Source organism: Psychromonas sp., from assembly GCF_047632955.1.
Taxonomy (GTDB): Bacteria; Pseudomonadota; Gammaproteobacteria; order Enterobacterales; family Psychromonadaceae; genus Psychromonas.
The window spans coordinates 75850-92716 of the sequence record NZ_JBLIED010000008.1 but is presented as its reverse complement, the minus strand read 5'-3'; the positions used below and the strand labels follow the sequence as shown (position 1 = coordinate 92716).

Annotated in this window: 13 protein-coding genes; 9 read left to right on the top strand and 4 right to left on the bottom strand. The window is 40.2% G+C overall.

Translation table 11 applies throughout. From position 1 onward, the window contains the following. Window positions 1–2: 2 nt before the first annotated feature. Together recN and nadK are read right to left on the bottom strand one after the other, a co-directional pair. The gene (gene recN / locus ACJAZP_RS07700) at window positions 3–1679 is read right to left on the bottom strand and encodes a DNA repair protein RecN (RefSeq protein ID WP_415230157.1); all 1677 of its coding nucleotides are present in this window, start codon (window positions 1677–1679) and stop codon (window positions 3–5) included. 104 nt (window positions 1680–1783) lie between these two features. Beyond that, window positions 1784–2683 carry an NAD(+) kinase gene (nadK, locus tag ACJAZP_RS07695; RefSeq protein ID WP_415230156.1) on the bottom strand — a complete coding sequence of 300 codons (900 nt, stop codon included), beginning with the start codon at window positions 2681–2683 and terminating at the stop codon, window positions 1784–1786. Between the two features lie 222 nt (window positions 2684–2905). On the opposite strand from nadK, the gene grpE reads away from it, so the two are divergent. From grpE to ACJAZP_RS07675, 4 genes are all read left to right on the top strand, one after another. Continuing rightward, a complete protein-coding gene (grpE, locus tag ACJAZP_RS07690) occupies window positions 2906–3520 on the top strand; it encodes a nucleotide exchange factor GrpE (RefSeq protein WP_415230155.1) in 615 nt (204 codons plus the stop codon). A gap of 205 nt (window positions 3521–3725) precedes the next feature. Next, window positions 3726–5663 (top strand): molecular chaperone DnaK, encoded by a 1938-nt coding sequence (gene dnaK, locus ACJAZP_RS07685; protein ID WP_415230154.1) that lies wholly within the window; start codon window positions 3726–3728, stop codon window positions 5661–5663. A 128-nt stretch (window positions 5664–5791) separates the two neighbouring features. Next, window positions 5792–6916 (top strand): molecular chaperone DnaJ, encoded by a 1125-nt coding sequence (gene dnaJ, locus ACJAZP_RS07680; protein WP_415230153.1) that lies wholly within the window; start codon window positions 5792–5794, stop codon window positions 6914–6916. A gap of 364 nt (window positions 6917–7280) precedes the next feature. Then, window positions 7281–7901: an FKBP-type peptidyl-prolyl cis-trans isomerase gene (locus tag ACJAZP_RS07675; protein WP_415230152.1), complete on the top strand. Its 621-nt coding sequence runs from the start codon at window positions 7281–7283 to the stop codon at window positions 7899–7901. A 95-nt stretch (window positions 7902–7996) separates the two neighbouring features. Here the strand turns inward: ACJAZP_RS07675 and mtnN are convergent, their stop codons facing one another. Further along, window positions 7997–8692: a 5'-methylthioadenosine/S-adenosylhomocysteine nucleosidase gene (gene mtnN / locus ACJAZP_RS07670; protein WP_415230151.1), complete on the bottom strand. Its 696-nt coding sequence runs from the start codon at window positions 8690–8692 to the stop codon at window positions 7997–7999. Window positions 8693–8838: 146 nt separating this feature from the next. On the opposite strand from mtnN, the gene tyrS reads away from it, so the two are divergent. The 3 genes from tyrS (at window position 8839) to ACJAZP_RS07655 (ending at window position 11789) form a co-directional block, all read left to right on the top strand. Then, window positions 8839–10110: a tyrosine--tRNA ligase gene (gene tyrS / locus ACJAZP_RS07665; protein WP_415230150.1), complete on the top strand. Its 1272-nt coding sequence runs from the start codon at window positions 8839–8841 to the stop codon at window positions 10108–10110. Window positions 10111–10114: 4 nt separating this feature from the next. Beyond that, window positions 10115–10795, top strand: coding sequence for a hypothetical protein (locus tag ACJAZP_RS07660; RefSeq protein WP_415230149.1), 681 nt, complete (start codon window positions 10115–10117; stop codon window positions 10793–10795). A gap of 88 nt (window positions 10796–10883) precedes the next feature. Further along, window positions 10884–11789, top strand: coding sequence for a TIGR01212 family radical SAM protein (locus ACJAZP_RS07655; RefSeq protein WP_415230148.1), 906 nt, complete (start codon window positions 10884–10886; stop codon window positions 11787–11789). A 337-nt stretch (window positions 11790–12126) separates the two neighbouring features. On the opposite strand, the gene folE2 is transcribed toward ACJAZP_RS07655, so the two are convergent. Next, window positions 12127–13047, bottom strand: a complete 921-nt coding sequence (gene folE2, locus ACJAZP_RS07650) for a GTP cyclohydrolase FolE2 (protein WP_415230147.1) — start codon at window positions 13045–13047, stop codon at window positions 12127–12129. Between the two features lie 453 nt (window positions 13048–13500). On the opposite strand from folE2, the gene arcB reads away from it, so the two are divergent. Both arcB and ACJAZP_RS07640 read left to right on the top strand, forming a co-directional pair. Then, window positions 13501–15759, top strand: a complete 2259-nt coding sequence (arcB, locus tag ACJAZP_RS07645; RefSeq protein WP_415230146.1) for an aerobic respiration two-component sensor histidine kinase ArcB — start codon at window positions 13501–13503, stop codon at window positions 15757–15759. Window positions 15760–15843: 84 nt separating this feature from the next. Continuing rightward, entirely contained in the window at window positions 15844–16803 is a 960-nt protein-coding gene (locus ACJAZP_RS07640) for a S49 family peptidase (protein ID WP_415230145.1), read from the top strand. The last annotated feature ends 64 nt before the right edge of the window (window positions 16804–16867 follow it).

Below are 16867 nucleotides of genomic sequence, written 5' to 3'. Positions count from 1 at the left end.
ATTTATTGGACTAATAATTCCTGTGCATTAGCTAAGGTGTGTTCAGTGATGCGGTCTCCGCCTAATAACCTTGCTAATTCACTTAAACGATCCTTTGGATTTAGTTTAAACATGGTGGTATTAGTGGTTTTACCATCACTTTTTTTATCCACAAACATCTGCTGATGGCCATTACCGGCTACTTGAGGTAAATGCGTGACACAGAGGATTTGCGTATTATCTCCCAGACTGCGTAATAATTTTCCAACAACGGCGGCGGTAGCGCCACTGATCCCGACATCAACTTCATCGAAAATCAGTGTTGGAGTAGAAACGCGTTGGCTAATAATCACTTGAATGGCCAAACCAATACGTGATAATTCACCACCGGAAGCCACTTTCCCTAAGTCCTGCAAGGGTTGCCCGGCGTTGGTTGCGACTTGAAATTCAATACTGTCTATCCCTAAGGGGCTCAAGGTAGTGCGACTTGATTGGGTTAAGGATACTTCGAATATGCCTTCTTCCATATTAAGTTGTTGAATACTTGCGGTGATCTTTTTACTTAATTTTTTACTGTAACGTAAGCGGCTTTGACTGAGTTTATTTGCCTGCTTGAAATAATTAAGCTCTGCTTGCTCTAAGTCGATCGTAAGTTGTTCTATTTGCGCATTAACATTAGTTAACGCCTGGTATTCTTTGTCTAATTTTTGATGATGTTCGAAAAGAAACTCAGGTTGAATTTGATGCTTACGCGCTAAAGATAATGCTTCACTCATGCGCGTTTCCAGTTGCTGAAAATGCTCCGGGTCAAGTTCTAAGTTTTCACTAAAATGACGTAATTCATAACAGGCATCTTCGATTGGAATAATAGCTTCTTGCAAGCTTGTAAGAATAGACCCCAGTGATGGATCATTATCTATCTGATGCTCCAGTGCGGCGACACTTTTACGCAATAAGCTCAATGCATCAAATTCTTCACCATCGCTTAATTGTGACAGGCTGATTTGGCAGGTTGTTAATAAAGCACCGCTATTGGCTAAACGTTTATGCTCCTGCTCTATCTCTTGAAACTCATTTTCGGCGAGTGCAAAGGCATCTAATTCTTCAATTTGGTATTCAAGCAACTGTTTTCGGGCTTGTTTTTCTTGCTGGTTAAGTTGTTGCTGCTTCAATTGTTTATTCAGAAAGTGCCAACCTTGATAGGTATCTTTTACTTTTTGTAAGCAAAGATGATGGCCTGCATATTCATCAATAATAGAAAGTTGAATATCATTTTTGAGAAGACTTTGGTGGGCATGCTGACCGTGAATATTAACCAGCAATTGTCCCAGACTTTTGAGCTGCGAGAGGGGCACGGGGGTGCCGTTAATGTAAGCACGGGAACGGCCTTCTTTAGTGATAACGCGGCGTAATAAACATTCTGCATTGTCACTTGGGGAATCTTCAAGGTCGTTATTGACTAACCAATTTTTTGCCTTAGGGGTATCGCTTAATGTAAAACGCGCATTAACTTCAGCCTGTTCAGTGCCCACCCTGACCATATTAGCGTCGGCGCGATCCCCCAGACATAACCCCAGAGCGTCAATGGCAATGGATTTACCCGCACCTGTTTCACCGGTAATAGTGGTCATACCTTGATGAAATTCTAATTCTAAAAATTGAACAATGGCAAAATGTTGAATAGTTAATTGGCTAAGCATAATTTTTACATCCCAAAGACCGAATATTAGTACTGTGTATTTGCACAGTCTAATACTGTTTATTTAAACAGTAAAGTGAGATGTGTTGAATTTTCTGCTAATTATTAATAAAGCTTATTACCCCAGCCTAATTTATTTTGTAACACATGGAAATAATTGTAGTTTTCAGGATGAACTAATTTTAATTGATCCTGGCTTTTTTTGATTATTACATCATCGCCAGGTAAAGCCGATAAATTTACATGGCTATCACAGCTGATTTGCATTTCGCTTTTATTAGATAGAGCGAGTTTTAGACGTACATGACTATTAGCGTCAATAACAATCGGGCGGCTGTTTAATGTATGAGGAAACATAGGCAATAGACTGATGGCATCTAAATTTGGCGTTAAAATGGGCCCTCCGCCCGATAGGGAGTAAGCGGTTGAACCTGTCGGTGTCGCAATAATCAGACCGTCAGCGCGTTGATTGAGCATGAAGTTATCGTTCACATAAACTTCAAATTCAAGCATATGCGCGATTTTATCCGGATGTAAAACCGCTTCATTAACCGCAGTGTTGGAACTTTTCATATCACCATGACGATGTACTTGCGCTTCTAATAAAAAACGTTTTTCAATTTGGTAATTACCCAACAAGACTTGCTCTAGGGGCTGTTCAAAATTCTCCGGATCAAGATCCGTTAAAAAGCCTAAATTACCCCGGTTTACACCAATAACAGCAATATCAAAACGTGCCAGAACACGCGCTGCGCCAAGCATGTAACCATCTCCGCCTACCACTATCGCTAAATCACAACTGATCCCGATACCGACTAGATCTGCGCGCTCGAATCCATTAATAGGAAGTTCATCGGCGATACGCTGATCGATCACCAGCTTGATGCCCTTAGCTTTTAAAAACCGATATAAAGCCAGCAGAGTTTGTTTGGCTTCGGGATGTTGGGTTTTAGCAATCAAACCGATTGTTTTAAACTCAATTAAATTGTCGCGCTGGGCAGCCATAAAGCTCCTTTATTAGTTAAACCTTAATATTATCGTTAAAGGATAACCTGATATTTTGTTTTAGTAATGATTGTTTTCTTTTATTTCAATTTGTTACTATTTATTCTTCGCGAAAGCGGAGGATAATTTATTCATATCCCCATAACAGGCTTGAAACTATAATTGTAATCCCCATAATAGAGTATATAAAAATTTAAATCTTTAATTGATTAGGATAGAGACATGACGGTAGAAAAAAGTATCACTCCAGAAGAACAAGTTGAAGCTGAGCAGGTTGAAGGCGAACTGCTCGATGCAGAGCAAGTTGAAAATGACGAATCTGCACAACCACAAGCTGAAGCCGCTAATGAAGAGTTAAACATGATAGAAGTAATGAAGAAAAAATTAGCGCTTGCCGAGCAACAGATTGTTGACCAGCAAGATGCGGTTGTTCGAGCACAAGCTGAAGTGGTAAATGCACGTCGTATTGCAGCACAAGATGTTCAAAAAGCGCATAAATTTGCGCTGGTTAAATTTGCAGACGGTTTATTACCTGTGATTGACAGTTTGGAAATGGCGCTAAGCCATGCTGATAAAGAAGATGAAACGCTTAAACCTATGATTGAAGGCGTTGAATTAACACTCAAATCTATGATTGATACCGTCGAAAAGTTTGGCTTAAAAGTGATTGATCCAATAGATCAACCTTTTGACCCTGAAAAACATCAAGCAATGAGCATGCGCCCAGTCCCGGGTGTTGCTGCCAATCAAGTTATCGCAGTGATGCAAAAAGGCTATGAATTAAATGGCCGTGTTATTCGTCCGGCAATGGTGATGGTCTCAAAGGTTGAGGAATAATCCTCCTTTTTAGGCAGTTAATTAAAGGTGCTATGCGTGCTTTTTATCGAGTGAACACAAAATAAGAAAAATACATTTTTTTTGATGTTAGCCCTTGAAAGTAAAAAATAGCACCTCATATATAAAATAATTGAAGCGACGCAGTAATTTACAATAAAATCACACGCTGGGTCTGCTTATTAAACAACACAAAACATACATAAGTTTGGAGAAGAGTAAAATGGGTAAAATAATCGGTATTGATTTAGGTACAACCAATTCATGTGTATCTGTACTTGTTGGTGGCGTAGCTAAAATCATCGAAAATGCAGAGGGTGAGCGCACCACACCTTCAATCATCGCTTACACTGATGGTGAAACCTTAGTTGGTCAACCTGCAAAACGTCAGTCGGTCACTAACCCTCAAAATACTCTTTTTGCGATTAAACGTTTAATCGGTCGTCGTTTTGAAGATGAAGAAGTACAACGTGATCTTAAAATCATGCCGTACAAAATTGTTAAAGCTGACAATGGTGATGCATGGGTAGAAGCGCACGGTGAGAAAATGGCACCTCCGCAAATATCTGCTGAAGTTTTGAAAAAAATGAAAAAGACCGCAGAAGACTATTTAGGCGAGAAAGTGACTGGCGCGGTAATTACTGTTCCTGCATATTTCAACGATGCTCAACGTCAAGCAACTAAAGATGCTGGTCGTATTGCCGGTCTTGAAGTTAAACGTATTATCAATGAGCCAACAGCTGCTGCATTTGCATACGGCGTCGACAGTACTAAAGGGGACAGTGTTATTGCTGTATACGACCTTGGTGGTGGTACTTTTGATATCTCAATCATTGAAATCGATGAAGTAGATGGCGAAAAAACCTTTGAAGTGTTATCAACAAATGGTGATACGCATTTAGGTGGTGAAGATTTTGATAACCGTTTAATCAACTTTTTAGTGGCTGAATTTAAAACCCAACAAGGTTTTGATTTGACTAATGATCCGCTGGCAATGCAGCGTGTTAAAGAAGCAGCTGAAAAAGCAAAAATCGAATTATCAAGTGCACAACAAACAGATATCAACCTGCCGTACATCACAGCCGATCAATCAGGTCCTAAACATTTAAATATCAAGATCACTCGTGCTAAATTAGAGTCGCTTGTTGAAGATATGGTTAAAGCAACGCTTGAGCCTTTACGTATCGCTTTAAAAGATGCGGATCTATCTGTTGCTGATATCGATGATGTTATTTTGGTTGGTGGTCAAACACGTATGCCACTTGTACAAAAAATGGTTACTGAGTTTTTTGGTAAAGAAGCACGTAAAGATGTTAACCCTGATGAAGCGGTAGCCATGGGCGCAGCGATTCAAGGTGCGGTACTTTCTGGTGATAAAACTGACGTATTATTATTAGACGTTACACCTTTATCATTAGGTATCGAGACAATGGGTGGTGTTTTAACTAAAGTTATTGATAAAAATACAACTATCCCAACTAAACAATCGCAAACATTCTCAACGGCTGAAGACAACCAAAGCGCAGTAACGATTCACATTTTACAAGGTGAGCGTAAACGTGCGAATGATAATAAATCCCTTGGTCAATTTAACCTTGAAGGTATTCGTCCTGCTGGTCGTGGTACACCGCAAATCGAAGTAACATTTGATATGGATGCCGATGGTATTTTACACGTATCTGCTCAAGATAAAGATACTAAGCAAGAGCAAAAAATAACCATTAAATCAAGTTCAGGTCTTTCTGAAGATGAGATTAAAAATATGGTTAATGATGCCGAAGCAAATGCTGAAGCAGATAAGAAATTTGAAGAGGTAGTTAAAGCACGTAACCAGGCTGATGCCATCGTTCACACAACCCGTAAGCAAATTGAAGAAGCTGGTGATGCGCTACCGGCCGATGAAAAAGAGAAAATCGAAGCTGCACTTAAAGAGCTTGAAGAAGCAAGTAAAGGCGAAGATAAAGATCTTATCGAAGCTAAAACAACAGCACTTGCTGAAGCTTCTGCAAAACTAATGGATATTGCACAACAAAAAGCACAGGCAGGAGAAGCTGGCGGCGAAGAAAAGCCTACAGAAGATGCCAAGAAAGATGATGATATTGTTGATGCCGAGTTTGAAGAAGTAAAAAAAGACGATAAAAAATAATTAGAAAAATTAATTAAGTTCTAATCGTTTTAATGACGCGCGGATTATGGATTTTTCTATAATCCGCGTGTTTGTTATATCCCTATAGCCAATTAATTTGGCTGTAAACTGCAATTTTGAGAAAAAATATGGCAAAACGTGATTGTTATGAAGTACTTGGCATAAGCCGTGATGCGACAGAAAAAGAAGTAAAAAAAGCCTATAAACGCCTGGCAATGAAATACCATCCAGATCGAACCAGTGGTAATGAAGAACTGGAAGTAAAATTCAAAGAAGTTAAAGAAGCATACGAAATTCTTAATAATGCACAAAAAAAAGCAGCCTATGATCAATACGGACATGATGGTGTAAACCAGCAGGGACGTGGCGGATTTGAAAATGCTGATTTTGGTGACCAGTTTGGTGATATTTTTGGTGATATTTTTGGTGGTGGTCGTCGCGGCGGCGCACAGCGTCCGCAGCAGGGGTCTGATCTTCGCTATAACATGGAATTAACGCTTGAAGAAGCGGTTAAAGGTATTTCCAAAGAGATTCAAATTCCTACCCAGGTTCATTGTGAGCAGTGTAATGGCAGCGGTGCTAAAAAAGGCACAGACGTAAAAACCTGTAGTACTTGTCACGGACAAGGGCAAGTGCAAATGCGTCAGGGCTTTTTTGCGGTCAATCAAACCTGTCCGACATGTCGTGGTCAGGGACAAATCATTAGCGACCCATGTCATAAATGTAACGGTCATGGCCGTTACGAACGCAGTAAAAGCATGTCAGTTAAAATCCCGGCCGGCGTTGATACCGGCGATCGCATCCGTTTAAGTGGTGAAGGAGAAGCGGGTGAACATGGCGCACCTGCAGGTGATTTATACGTACAAATGAATGTGCTTCCGCACCATGTGTTTGAACGTGATGGAAACAATCTCTATTGCGAAGTGCCGATTAGCTTTACCGAGGCTGCATTAGGGAGCGAAATTGAAGTACCGACACTTGATGGTCGCGTCAAGCTTAAGATTCCTGCAGAAACGCAAACAGGACGTATTTTTCGAATGCGTAACAAAGGTGTTAAATCAGTGCGCAGTCATGCCACCGGTGATTTGTTGTGCAAAGTAATGGTTGAAACACCGGTTAAATTATCGAGTAAACAGCGCGAATTATTAAAAGAATTTGAAGCTTTATGCTCATCAAGTTCAACCAAACACAAGCCAAAATCGGAAGGTTTTTTAGCCAGCATAAAAACCTTTTTTGATGATTTAAGCAGTTAATGTATAAAACTGTTAACGCTGATTATTAATGCCTCCTCATTGGAGGCATTTTTTTTGACCTCAATAGATTGCCTAATCAGTGATCTTGGTATCGAAAATTTAAAAAAAAATATTTTCCCCTTTAAAACTAAATTAAGTGCCCCATATATTTATTAGGTTGAGCTTTATTTGTTTATAGACAGTTTTATTATATCCGCCTGACAATTTGTAAATACTGCAATGGTAATAAATTACATTGTTTGATAACTGATTGTAATTTAAAAGGGTATAACCGAAGCTGCGGGCAAATGGAACAGAGCCGTTTATTAAGTCATCATCTATGATAGAATTAGGTAAATACATTCAATAAATTAAGAGAATAAATATGTCTGAATTACAGCTAAACACTCAAGAAAAACAAGCAAGTTACGGTATTGGTCTACAAATGGGCGAGCAACTTGCCGCTAATCCTTTTGATGGTTTAGAAATATCTGCTATTGCTGCTGGAATCAGCGATGCATTTGCAGGCGCAGAAAGCAAAGTATCTCGCGAAGATTTGCAAGCTGCTTTCGAAGTTATCTCTGGACGTATGCAAGCCGCTGCTGCTGAGCAAGCTGAAGTATTAGGTGCAGCTGGTGCAGCTTACCTTGCTGAAAATGCAGCTAAAGAAGGTGTTACTGTTACTGAATCCGGTCTTCATTATGAAGTGATCACCCTAGGTGAAGGCGAAACACCTACTGCTGAATCTACTGTAAGTGTTCATTACCACGGTACTTTGACTGACGGTACTGTATTTGACAGCTCTGTTGAACGTGGTGAACCGACTGAATTCCCTATTGGTGGTGTTATTGCTGGTTGGACTGAGGCATTACAACTTATGCCTGTTGGATCAAAATATAAATTAACTGTTCCTGCAGATCTTGCCTATGGCGAACGTGGTGCCGGTGCTGCAATCGGACCGCATGCTACATTAGTATTTGAAGTTGAATTATTAGCAATTAAATAATTTACTTGCCTGCTGTATAAGCAGGACATGAAAATATTAAGGCCCTTCTCTGGTAACAGATTAGGGCCTTTTTTTATATCATAAAAGGGGAGACACTAGGTTAAGTTATTGACCATTTGTTCAACCAGTATTGATGCGTTTTTAGCGGCAATCGGCAGATACTGCTCAAAGGATAATTCTGATTTTTTACCGGCAATATCCGAAAGTGAACGGATTACCACAAAGGGCACCTTAAACTGGTAACAAACCTGTGCAATGGCTGCCGCTTCCATTTCACATGCGGCCATAGTGGGAAAGTTATTACGTGCTATTTCAGCTTTTTCCGGATCTGCCATAAAAATATCGCCGGTACAAATTAATCCCTGAATGGTTTTTAAAGGTGCAATACTTTGTGCGGCCGTTTGTGCTGCAGCAATCAGGTTTTTATCTGCGGGAAAAGCTGCGGGCAATTGCGCCATTTGGCCAATTTCATAACCAAATGCGGTTAAATCGACATCATGAAAACGTACTTCTGTTGAAATTACAATATCGCCTACATTGAGGCTAGTATCATAACCGCCCGCAGAGCCCGTATTAATGATCCTGTCGGGATTAAACCTTTCGAGTAACAGGGTTGTTGCCATCGCAGCGGCAACTTTACCTATGCCTGATTTGGTTAAGATAACCTGCTTAGCATTTAATTCACCCTGGTAAAATTCACAGCCTGCAATGACCGTTGTTTTCATGTTAGTCAACTTCGCTTTTAGAATACTAACTTCTTCATCCATTGCGCCAATAATGCCTATTTTCATCTATTCTGCTCTTTGCCATTAAAAAATAAGGCTAATGCTAACATAAACTCGCTTATATCGGCACTCTATGGTTTTTTTGTGTCTCTTAAATGTGTAATATCTTGAGCAATAAAATATCGGATTCTTAATGATTAGGAAGTAAATGAATGAATGCTCTACTTGAAGATTTACAAGCGCGAGGCTTGGTCGCGCAAATGACTGCAGATGAAGAATTACATGAACATTTATCAAGTGGCTGTAAAACACTTTATTGTGGGTTTGATCCGACTGCAGACAGCTTGCATATTGGCAGTTTAGTGCCCTTAGTGACCTTAAAACGTTTCCAGGAAGCAGGTCATAAGCCGTTAGCTTTAGTTGGAGGCGCAACCGGATTGATTGGCGATCCGAGCTTTAAAGCGGTGGAGCGTAAATTAAATACCGATGATATTGTTGCAGATTGGGCGCAAAAAATAAAACAGCAAGTCAGTGGGTTTATTGACTTTAGTGACCAAGAAAATTCAGCAGAGGTGGTTAATAATCTCGATTGGATTGGCAAAATGGATACTATTTCCTTTTTGCGTGATGTTGGTAAGCATTTCAGTGTCAATGCTATGATTCAAAAAGAATCTGTTAAACAGCGTATTGACCGTGATGGTTCGGGCATGTCATTTACTGAATTTACCTATATGTTACTGCAATCTTATGATTTTGCAGCTTTGAATAAAGCCAATGGCTGTTCACTGCAGATTGGCGGATCGGATCAATGGGGAAACATCACCGGTGGTATTGATTTAACTCGGCGCATGAATCAGCAAAAAGTATTCGGTTTGACGCTGCCTTTAGTGACCAAATCCGACGGTACAAAATTTGGTAAGACAGAAGCGGGCACGATTTGGCTTGATCCCGCAAAAACATCGCCCTATGCTTTCTTCCAATTTTGGATAACAACCTTAGACGCGGATGTTTACAAATTTCTTCGTTACTTTACTTTCTTATCGGTTGAAGAGATTACAGCCATTGAAGAAAATGATAAAACTATTCAAGGCCGTCCTGAAGGTCAAAATATTTTGGCCGAGCAGGTCACCGCAATGGTGCACGGTGAGCAAGGTTTGACTTCAGCCAAACGTATTACCGAAGCCCTTTTTTCTGGCGATTTAAGTGCGTTGGATGAATCTGATCTGGCACAACTTGCTCAGGATGGTTTACCAACAACCTATGTTGAAGGTAGCGAAAAACCGTTAATTGAACTGTTGACCAGCTGTGAGCTTGCTAAATCCAATAAAATGGCGCGAGAATTCACTAAAAACGGCGCGGTCAGTATTAATGGTGAAAAACAAACTGACAGCGAAGTCATTTTACAAAAATCGAATGCGTTATTTGCTAAATACACTGTGATTAAACGTGGTAAACGTTTATTCAACTTATTTATATGGAGCTAAGGATATGAGCAAAATGATTAAAATAAAAAAAATAAAGCTGTTAAGCAGCGCCTTCTTTTGTGTTTTTACAGGTCAAACCATGGCCCAAGAGCCGACTCAAAATCAATATTCCGGCGTAGATTTTTCTGACCCTACTGCGGTTTACTCTCGAGCGGGAATTGGCGGCGGGACTGAGGGGGTTGATGTGTTTGGTTCATTTGCCGGTTATTTAGGCTGGCAACTGAAACACCAGCTAACCCTGGAAGCAAAACATGATTTAGATTATTACAACGTAAATTATATGGTCTTCAACAGTCGTAATAATAGCGGTTTTTTACTCGACAGTACTTGGAGTTACGATTATAAAGGAACATCAGTTGATAAGACTTCATTGGGTGTGGTTAAAAAAGTGCCATTAAATAATGACAAAATCGTTCTTTATCCTGCACTGAAGCTTGGCATGATGTGGGGTAATGATATTAATACTACCACTTATTTAGATGTTCAAGTGGCTGCACGTTATACCGTCACGGATAAGTTTTGGGTTGGCGCGACTCCCCGCTACCTTTATGCGCTAAAAGGTATCAACGTTAAGGAATTTAAAGGCACAGCCGATCTGGGTTATGAGCTTGCTAAAAATGTAGGCGTTGCGGCGCATTTGGATGAAGACGCTGAATTTTCGGCTGATTTTACCTTGGCTTTTTAACTTTTTCTGTTTTACTTATTTAGCCTCAAAATAGTTATCAAAAAGCCACTGTATAGTGGCTTTTTATATTCTAAGAATTAAGAATAAAATGCAATTAACCGAATATATCAACACCCTGGGTAAAGATTTAAAAAAACGTTATGGTGAAAGAGTGCATAAATTGACACTCAATGGGGATTTTACCTGCCCTAATCGCGATGGTGTGTTAGGCCGGGGAGGTTGTACCTTCTGCAATGTTTCAGCGTTTTCAGATGAGAGCCAGGCGCAACAGTCAATTGCAGTGCAATTAGCCTCGCGTGCGTCAGAAGTTTCCCATAAAGCAAACAAATACCTTGCTTATTTTCAAGCCTATACCAGTACCTATGCCGAAATAGAGCAGCTGGCTTCTCTTTATGAACAAGCCACCTTTAACCAAAATATTGTCGGCTTATGCGTGGGAACCCGGCCCGATTGTGTCTCCGATGACGTCTTAAACTTACTCAGCAGTTATTTATTTCGCGGCTACGAGGTCTGGTTAGAGTTAGGTTTGCAATCCGCCAATGACAAAACGTTGAAACGCATTAATCGGGGACATGGATTTGCTGAATACCAATCAACATGCCAAAAAGCACGTGCCCGTGGTATAAAAGTGTGCACCCATCTGATTTTAGGATTGCCGAAGGAAAGTGATACGGATTATCAACAAACGTTACGACAGGTTGTTGAGGTCGGTGTTGATGGACTCAAGCTTCATCCGCTGCATATTGTGCGTGGTGCTATTATGGAAAAATCCTGGCGGGCAGGGCGCTTAACAACGCTCTCTTTAGAGCAATACAGTCAGAGTGCGAGCAGTTTAATTCGCCATACACCGGCAGACGTTATATTTCATCGTATTTCAGCCACGGCCAAAATTGAGCAACTTGTATCACCCTTATGGTGTGAAAAAAGATGGCCTGTGCAGAACCGGATAGGGAAGTTGCTGCAAGAGCTTGGCGGTCAGGGAAGTGCATTATAATTTTTAGCGCAATCACAGACTTTGCAAATAGGGTCTTATAGGCTGAACGGATTATACAGTAAGCTTAAGGCCTTAGACTACAGAACATAGCAGTAGCATATTTTTTACTCAAAAGGGCAATTACAAAAGAATTGGTTAGTGTGGCTTAAGGGCATCTGCAGTTGAGGCGTGACAGTTAGAAAGTAGCGATACTGCAATTAGCGGGCCTGCAGTGTATTTCTTGCTGCAAAATTAATGGCTGAAATTGACGCTGGTTTTTATGATCAAAAATGCCAATTGTTAATTTTATATGGGAGTCTAAACTCCCATTTTAAAGGCACCCTCTGCGGCTTGTATGTTAAGCCGAGTAACCACCTTCAATACCTTTAGTTGTCATTGCTACGGCATCGTGAGCATGCAGGCTTTCATAATGGTTTACACGTAACCAAAAATCATCAAATTTAGTTTCCTGGTGGAGCGCGTATTGTAAGTATCTCGCTGCGTCTTCACAAAACATTAAATTCTGACCGTTTAAACGCGCAAATTCCTGCTCATCTTCTCTTTTTACGGCTGCTTGTACGGGCGTTTTTAGGGTCTTTTCAATTAAATCAATCAATTCAATAAGAGGGAAAGATTGGTTTAATGAACTTAGTTTAACTTTAACTTCAACGATACTGCGTTGGCTATGCGGAGTGGCAACAATACCTTGGGTGGAGCCCAACCAGGCAACTATCTCATCTTTGTTAATTTCAGTTTGCTGCTCATATTTTTCAGAAAAAGCGCGTTGGATAAGTTGTCTGGCTAATGCAGCAGAGCAGGGACAAGTAGATGAGTAAGGGACATTTACCTGTAGCTCAATTTCATAATTACCATCGATCAGATGACCAATAATAATCACAGGGTAAGCTTTCCAGCCGCGTTTTTCGCTAATTAATGACTTGCGACGGAGGTGATAGTCAAATGAAAATTTAACAAAAGCACTCTGACTTAATTCATGGTGACTGCTGATAAAACCCTGGAGTAAGGCAGTTAATGTGCTGATATTTAATTCAGACTCTGTAGAAAGCTCGTCAAGCTGGAGATATAAGCGAGACATATGAATGCCTTTTGCCTGTGGGTCGCCGAGATTAACAAATACTTCTGCATTTGCACTGACTTGTTGGGCAGGATAATCATCCGTTTGAACCATAATAGGTAACTCAATATTACTCATTCCAACCCGATCTAATTTACCTTCAGTTTGAGCTTGTGCACTATTTGCGATATCTGGCATTGCCATTAAGAAAAACTCCAATAAACATGCAGCAGCATGTATGAAAATATAGAAATTAAAAGCGAGCATTATAGACGTGTTACGCAGAATTAAAAACCATGAAATGAAAAGGTTTACTTTAATGACTCAAAACAAGGTATGTTTTTAAAAATTCTGACTGTTTTGATTTTGTGTGCGATCTGTTGTTTATGTTGTTCTTAATCTGCTGTAATAGTTATCTTGTGCTGCTATACAAAATTATATTGTGATCCGCTTTTAGCACACAAGGGAAGCCTTATTTGCACAGGAAGTCGCCAAGTTTATCCTGTTTTTCGATTTATTAATTTAGGCATCTGCAAGTGGTTGAGTATAGAATAGTGAATCAATGCATCTCTTTTGAAGCCGAACCTTTAGTCACTTTCTAATGTCCGCTTCCCGGGCTGGCATAAGAAAATATATATCTATTTAATTGGAGTCAATTTGAGCTTATTTAACCTTAAAACCTGGGTACACTATTATGTTGCACTACTAAAACGCTTAGGGGTTGTGCGTTTTAGTTTGATCCTCGCCGTTGCAATTATAAGTGCTGATTCCGCGTTACAGATATTAATCGGAATGTACTTTAATGAGCCGTTAAGCACCGCCGATGCCTTACGTTCAGTTTTAATCGGGCTTTTAATAACCCCCTGGGCAGTGTATTTTTTAACCGTGGTTGTCGGCGATCTGGAGGAAGCCCGAGCGCATTTAGATAATACCGTCGCGACCCTTAAGGATATGCGTCAAAAAGATCGAATCAAAACCCACGAATTAGAAAAAGAAATTATTGAGCGCAAAACCAGCCAGCAGAAATTGGTCGAATCCGCTATTTTATTAAAATCATTCCTCAATACCTCGCCTGATTTGGTCTTTCACCGAGATTTAAAGAGTCGCTTTATCATCTGTAATAAAGCGATGGAGACGCTCACCGGTAAAACAGAAAAACAACTGATTGGTTTAACCCCCTTTGATTTATTTCCTGAGGATTATGCGCAGCAGGTAGTCGCGCGGGATCAAACCGTGAAGAAGCACAAAAAAGAGCAAATTCATGAGTACTGGTTACATTTTCCGAACGGCCAAAAGGCTTATTTTGAAGTCAGAACCTTGCCACTTTTTAACAGTGAGTCGGTGTGTACGGGTATTATTGGTTTCGGTCGGGATATAACCGAGCGTAAAAAACATCAAGAATCTATCGACAAAAATATCCGTGATAAAACCGAGTTTATTTCTACTATTAGTCACGAGCTGCGTACCCCTTTAAACGGCATAGTGGGCTTAAGCCGAATGTTATTAGATGAGCAGCTGACCAGTGAACAGATGAAATATCTTAAAACTATTCATATCAGTGCCATTAGTTTGGGTAATATCTTCAATGATATAATCAACTTGGATAAATTAGATCGTAACCGTTTGAATTTGATTACTAATAAGATCAATATGTTAGATTTTATTGGTGACTTAAAAAGTTTGGCTTTTATTCAGACAGAGCAGAAAGGATTAACATTAAAGTTTGAGCAGCAAGAGCATTTTCCTGACACTGTTGAAGCAGATGATACCCGTTTAAGGCAGGTTTTATGGAACCTTATCAGCAATGCGGTGAAGTTCACTCAGACAGGCACGATAACAATGCGCTGTTCCTGCCGCCCGCTCAATCAAAATCAGGTTGAATTGTGTTTTGAGGTTGAGGATCAAGGTGTTGGTATTCCCAAGGATCAACTCGATAAAATTTTTGCAATGTATTATCAGGTTGAAGGTAATACATTTGCCAGCGGCACGGGAATCGGGCTTGCTGTTTCCTCTAAAATCACAAAGGCCATGGGCGGCGTAATAAGCGTAAAGAGCAAACTTGGCGAAGGCAGCACTTTTAAGCTGACCTTAGCAGTCAATTGCCCGGAAGAAGAGCATCAAGAACAACACCTTCAGAATAATCTGCCCAAACTTTCTATTTTACTTGTGGAAGATATCGAACTTAATATTCTGGTGACAACCTCGTTATTAGAAAAACTCGGTCATAAAATAGATAGTGCGGTCAACGGTGCGCAGGCACTGAATATGGTTGCACATCATAACTATCAATTAATCCTGATGGATATTCAGTTACCGGACATGGATGGCTATCAGATCACTCAAAAATTACGAGAAATACACGGGAATAAGCTGCCTCCTATTGTTGCCCTGACCGCTAACGTATTTGCCGACAGTAAGAATTTTATCGACCAGGGAATGGATGGTGCATTGGGCAAACCTCTTAGTGTTAACCCTTTTAATGCTATTATTCAAAAACTATTTGTTCCTTCGGATAAGCATCAGAAAACGGATTTTTTATTAAAAACGCCAATGGTCGAACAGACTAATAGTTTGTTTGATCAAGAAATGCTTTTAGAATTAATGGCGTTTTTGCCAACGTCGGTGATTTTAGAGAATGTCTCTTTATTTGAAAAGTTACTGCCGGAATACCTTGATATTTTGGATTCTAATATGGTTGCCAAGGATCAAAAAGGAATTGTAAATGAAGCGCATAAAATTAAGGGAGCTGCAGGCTCTGTCGGCTTAAAGCGAATACAGGGAATTGCCCAACAAATTCAATCGCCGGATCTTCCTGCCTGGTGGGATAATATAGATGATTGGGTGGCATTAATTAATTCTGAATTTCGCAGCGATATAACGGCATTGAAAAAATGGATTGTCGCTAACGGTAAATAAAACGCCTAGCATCTGTTTGTTTTTCGATCTGCTGGTTCTCGTGTGCAGTAATTTCACAGCAACTTTACAAACTGAGTATATAAAATGGAAAATAGAACAGCAGCTGAAGAGTACTGGGTAAAAGCGTTCATTAAGGAAAATTTCGCAGAGCAGAAAAAAACACGGCGCTGGGGAATTTTTTTCAAATTATTAACTTTTCTGTATCTGTTTGGTGCCGCTTTTTTGTTTTTTAATGCTCAAACAAATCTGCTCAGTGACCAGCAAAAAGCCCCACATACCGCCATGGTAAAAATAAATGGCGTTATTGCTGCAGATAAAGAGGCGAATGCGAATGTCATTGTCTCAGGTTTGCGTGCGGCATTTAAAAATGAGTTCAGTCAGGCTGTTATGTTAGTGATCAATAGCCCGGGCGGCAGTCCCGTGCAGGCTGGTTACGTCTTCGATGAAATACAACGTCTGCGTCTTTTATATCCGGACAAAAAATTGTATGCGGTCATTGCTGAATTAGGTGCCTCGGGTGGTTATTATATTGCAGCCGCGGCTGAGCAGATATACGCGGACAAAGCGAGTCTGGTGGGGTCGATTGGAGTGACTGCATCAAGTTTTGGTTTTGTTGATCTGATGAAGAAAGTGGGGGTTGAACGTCGCCACTATACCTCCGGTGAACATAAAGCTTTTTTAGATCCGTTTTCACCCAGTAAAGATGCTGAACGAGATTTTTGGCAGGAAGTGCTGGATGTAACTCATCGGCAGTTTATTAACGTCGTTAAAACCGGACGAGGTGATCGCCTTAACTTGGATAAAGCGGAGCTGTTTTCCGGTTTGATTTGGAATGGTGAACAAGCCTTATCGCTAGGTTTAATTGATGGTTTAGGCAGCCCGGGGTTTGTTGCCAGAGAGATTGTCAAAGCAGAAAATATTGTGGATTATTCCGTACAACCTTCTGCTATTGAAAAATTAACTAAACGTTTAGGTATATCAATAGGCAGTGGTTTTGCTGAGCAAGTGGTTAGTGGCAATAGTGGAATAAATTTAAGTCTCTAAAAAATAGAGCTTGCAGATGACTTACAGATACTGATTTTTGTACCTTCAAGTCACCTGCATAGCA

Bases quoted from the DNA above. Each gene is read 5' to 3' on its own strand.
- folE2 (WP_415230147.1), bottom strand. From the start codon at position 13,047: ATGGCAATGCCAGATATCGCAAATAGTGCACAAGCTCAAACTGAAGGT.
- recN (WP_415230157.1), bottom strand. From the start codon at position 1,679: ATGCTTAGCCAATTAACTATTCAACATTTTGCCATTGTTCAATTTTTA.
- ACJAZP_RS07640 (WP_415230145.1), top strand. From the start codon at position 15,844: ATGGAAAATAGAACAGCAGCTGAAGAGTACTGGGTAAAAGCGTTCATT.
- nadK (WP_415230156.1), bottom strand. From the start codon at position 2,683: ATGGCTGCCCAGCGCGACAATTTAATTGAGTTTAAAACAATCGGTTTG.
- mtnN (WP_415230151.1), bottom strand. From the start codon at position 8,692: ATGAAAATAGGCATTATTGGCGCAATGGATGAAGAAGTTAGTATTCTA.
- dnaJ (WP_415230153.1), top strand. From the start codon at position 5,792: ATGGCAAAACGTGATTGTTATGAAGTACTTGGCATAAGCCGTGATGCG.
- ACJAZP_RS07660 (WP_415230149.1), top strand. From the start codon at position 10,115: ATGAGCAAAATGATTAAAATAAAAAAAATAAAGCTGTTAAGCAGCGCC.
- tyrS (WP_415230150.1), top strand. From the start codon at position 8,839: ATGAATGCTCTACTTGAAGATTTACAAGCGCGAGGCTTGGTCGCGCAA.
- grpE (WP_415230155.1), top strand. From the start codon at position 2,906: ATGACGGTAGAAAAAAGTATCACTCCAGAAGAACAAGTTGAAGCTGAG.
- ACJAZP_RS07655 (WP_415230148.1), top strand. From the start codon at position 10,884: ATGCAATTAACCGAATATATCAACACCCTGGGTAAAGATTTAAAAAAA.
- ACJAZP_RS07675 (WP_415230152.1), top strand. From the start codon at position 7,281: ATGTCTGAATTACAGCTAAACACTCAAGAAAAACAAGCAAGTTACGGT.